General features: G+C 68.7%; 4 protein-coding genes. All 4 read right to left on the bottom strand.

Translation table 11 applies throughout. The features are described from left to right. Positions 1–677 (bottom strand): acyl-CoA dehydrogenase family protein (locus ACOADB_RS11890; RefSeq protein WP_378598495.1); only part of this gene is annotated, 677 nt, incomplete at its 3' end. Further along, positions 674–1,843 (bottom strand): acyl-CoA dehydrogenase family protein, encoded by a 1,170-nt coding sequence (locus tag ACOADB_RS11885; RefSeq protein WP_378598492.1) that lies wholly within the window; start codon positions 1,841–1,843, stop codon positions 674–676. The genes ACOADB_RS11885 and ACOADB_RS11890, both read right to left, overlap by 4 nt. 2 nt (positions 1,844–1,845) lie before the next feature. Continuing rightward, positions 1,846–2,601, bottom strand: coding sequence for an SDR family oxidoreductase (locus ACOADB_RS11880; RefSeq protein WP_378598489.1), 756 nt, complete (start codon positions 2,599–2,601; stop codon positions 1,846–1,848). Further along, on the bottom strand, positions 2,598–3,780 hold a 1,183-nt coding region (locus tag ACOADB_RS11875; RefSeq protein ID WP_378598486.1), incomplete at its 5' end, for an acetyl-CoA C-acetyltransferase. The genes ACOADB_RS11875 and ACOADB_RS11880, both read right to left, overlap by 4 nt.

The following is a 3,780-nucleotide window of genomic DNA, read 5'->3' as shown; positions in this document are numbered from 1 at the left end:
AGCTGTTCGGAGGCCATCAGCGCTGCACCCCAGTCCAGTGCGCGGCGTACGGCGGGCTCGGCGTCAGCGAGCACGAACGCCCCCGCAACGCCGTCGAGAGTCACGTCCGCGACCTGGCGGGTCATGTCGAGACAGACCCGGGGTGTCACCCTCACGGCGGACACGTCGACCGAGTAGAGGTGAGTGCCGGCCAGGACCAGCAACACATCCGCCTCGATCGCTCCGGCGACGCTCGTGACCGTGCCGGTGAGCCGACCACCTTCCAGCTGCACAACCGGGAGCTGGGCGTCCGGCGCGGTTGACCATGGAACGGCGAGGGCTGCCACCCGATCCCCTGCCGCCAACTGCGGCAGTAGGGGCGAGTCGCTGTCGAGCAGCACGGTCGTCGCGATGACCGAACTGGTCAGGAACGGCACCGGCGCCGCCGTACGCCCCAGCTCCTCGAGCACGACCGCGGCCTCGCGCGCTGACGCACCCTGGCCACCGCGGTCCTCCGGCACCAGCAACCCGGCGAGGCCGATGTCCACCAGCGACTTCCAGAGCCCGTCGACCAGTGACCGGTCTCCGTCGTAGATCCTGGTGACCGCTTTGGAGTCACACCTGTCGCCCAGCAGGTCACGCACGCTTGACCGCAGGTCCTCCTCGATCTCTGTGTAGAGCAGCTGAAGGTCGCTCACTTCGCGATCTCCTTCCACGGGAGGTCCTTGTCGACCCGGTGCTCACCGGGCAGGCCCAGCACGCGCTCGGCCACGATGTTGCGGAGAATCTCCGACGTACCGCCCTCGATGGAGTTGCCCTTCGCGCGCAGGTAGCGATAACCGGCGTCGCGGCCGGTGAAGTCGACGTGGACAGATCGGACCAGTGTCCAGTCCGAGTAACGCAGCCCCTCCTCACCGAGCAGCTCGAGCTCGAGCCCGGAGAGTTCCTGCGCGATGCGCGCAAAGCTCAGCTTCATCGCCGAGCCCTCGGGACCGGGCTGACCCTGCGCGAGCTTCTGGCGAAGTCGGACGCCCGTGAGCCTGGAGACCTCGGCCTCGATCCACAGCCGCAGCAGCCGGTCATGCAGGTCAGCTGTGCGCAGCTCGGGACGTGCACGCCAGGTCTGCGCGACGACGCCGATCATGCCACCCTCACGACTCGCACCCTTGCCGATCGAGAGCCGCTCGTTGTTGAGCGTTGCGTTCGCGACCTTCCATCCCTGGCCGACCTCACCAAGCCGGTGTCCGTCGGGGATGCGAACGTCCGTCAGGAAGACCTCGTTGAACTCCGCCTCGCCGGTGATCTGCCGCAGCGGTCGTACCTCGACACCGGGGTCGGTCATGTCGCACACGAAGTAGGTCAGTCCGAAGTGTTTGGGCTGCTCCGGGTCGGTGCGCGCGACGAGGATCGCGAATCGGGCGTTGTGAGCACTGGAGGTCCACACCTTCTGCCCATTGACGACCCACTCGTCCCCGTCGCGCACCGCACGCGTCGAGACGTTGGCGAGGTCGGAGCCCGCGCCCGGCTCGCTGAAGAGCTGGCACCAGATCTCCTCGCCGGTCCACAACGGCCGCAGGAATCGGTCCTTCTGGTCCTCGGTGCCGAAGGCCAGGATCGTCGGCGCGGCCATGCCGAGCCCGATGACGTTGCGTCCCGGCTTGTTGTCCGGGCCACCCGCCTCGACGAACAGCCGGTCCGCCTCGGACTGCAACTCCTGCGCCAGGCCGAGGCCGCCACGGCCGATCGGGTGGTGCACCCAGGCCAGACCCTCGTCGTACCGGGCGCGGAGGAACTCGAGGCGGTCGGTCGTTGCGGGGTCATGCGCGGCGAGGAACGCTTCGACCTTCTCCTGCAGCTGCGCCACGCTCACTCGACGCCGCCGGTCAGGGTGACGCCACCGTCGACCACAACGGTCTGGCCGGTCATCCAGCCAGCGTCGTCGGAGAGCAGGAACGCGACCACGCTGCCGATGTCCTCGGGGACCCCGAGGCGCTTGAGCGGGTAGACCTGGCTGACCAGGTCTTCTCGCCCGTCGTACAGGGCAGTGGCGAACTTGGTCTTCACCACAGCCGGCGCGACGCCGTTCACGCGAATGTCGGGGCCGAGCTCGACGGCGAGCAGTTCGGTGATGGAGTTGAGCATCGCCTTGGTGGCGCCGTACCAGCCGATGTTCGGCGCCGGCCGGACGGCGGTGACCGAGGAGACGTTGACGACCGCGCCGCCGTGTTCCTTCATCCACGCCCCATGGACCTTCTGCACCCAGGACAGGGAGGCAAGGCAATTCACCTCGACCACTCTGCGGGCAGCGTCGAGGTCGAGCTCGACCATCGGACCGTAGGCCGGGTTGATGCCGGTGTTGTTGACCAGGAAGTCGACGCTGCCGAACGCCTCGACCGCCTGCCGGATCGTGTCGTCCTGATGGTCGGTGTCGTCGGCCTTGCCCGCGACGGCGAGCGCCTTCGCGGGACCGCCGAGGAACGCGACCGCCTCGTCAAGAGCCTCCTTGTTGCGCGCGGTGATCACCACCCGAGCACCATCGCGGACCAGGCGCTCGGCGATGCCCAGCCCGATGCCGCGGCTGGCGCCGGTGACGATCGCGGTCTTCCCAGCGAACCTGCTCATGCGAGGCGCTCCAGCACCATCGCCATGCCCATGCCGCCGCCCACGCACATGGACTCGACGGCGAACTGCTTGTCGTGCCACTGCAGGGAGTTGATCAGCGTGGTGGTGATCCGCGCACCGGTCATCCCGTAGGGGTGGCCGATCGCGATCGCGCCGCCGTTGACGTTCAGCTTCTCCAGCGGAATGCCGAGCTGCTGGGCCGAGCCGAGCGACTGTACGGCGAACGCCTCATTGATCTCGAACAGGTCGATGTCGCCGATGCCCAGGCCCGCATTGCGCAGCGCAGCGGGGATCGCCTCGACCGGGCCGAGCCCCATGATCTCCGGCGACAGACCCGTCACCGCGGTCGACACGATGCGGGCGAGCGGCGCCAGACCGAGTTCCTTGGCGCGGACGTCGCTCATCACGACGAGGGCAGCCGCGCCGTCGTTCAGCGGACACGCGTTGCCGGCGGTCACGGTGCCGTCGGGACGGAACACCGGCTTCAGCTGACTGACGCCCTCGAGCGTCGTGCCGGGGCGCGGGCCGTCGTCGGTCGACACGACCGTGCCGTCCGCCAGCGTGACCGGAGTGATCTCGCGGGCCCAGAAGCCCTCTTCGACCCGCTGGCAGGCGAGGTTCTGGCTGCGAACCGCGAACTCGTCCTGCTCGTGGCGCGACATGCCGATCACCTGTGCCACGTTCTCGGCGGTCTGGCCCATGGCGATGTAGAGGTCCGGCAGATCGCCGGTGGTGCGCGGGTCGACCCAGGCTTCGGCCCCGCCGCCCGCACGCTTGTCGGTGACCGTCTGCGCCTCGGCGAACGCCGGATTCTGCCCCTCCGGGTTGTCGGACCAGCCGTTGAAGTATCGACTCACCGTCTCGACGCCCGCGGAGATGAAGGCGTTCCCCTCCCCTGCCTTGATCGCGTGGAAGGCCATCCGCGTGGTCTGCAGGCTGCTCGAGCAGTAGCGGTTGACCGTGACGCCCGGCACGTGGTCCATCCCGCTCAGCACGGCGACAGCACGGCCGAGGTTGTTGCCACCTTCACCCGCGGGGTTCCCTGTGCCGAGGATCAGGTCGGTGATCTCGCCGGGGTCCAGCGCGGGAACGCCGGCGAGTGCGGTCCGGACCATTCGCGCGGCCAGTTCGTCAGGTCGCATCTCCTTGAGCGAACCCTTTCCGGCGCGCCCGATCGGC

Source organism: Nocardioides sp. CPCC 206348 (assembly GCF_048654705.1).
In the GTDB taxonomy this organism is placed as follows: domain Bacteria; phylum Actinomycetota; class Actinomycetes; order Propionibacteriales; family Nocardioidaceae; genus Nocardioides.
The sequence above is the reverse complement of the archived record's forward strand: the minus strand, read 5'-3'. Positions and strand labels throughout refer to the sequence as shown.

Coding starts and splice junctions, on each gene's coding strand:
- ACOADB_RS11880 (WP_378598489.1), bottom strand. CDS start 2,601: ATGAGCAGGTTCGCTGGGAAGACCGCGATCGTCACCGGCGCCAGCCGC.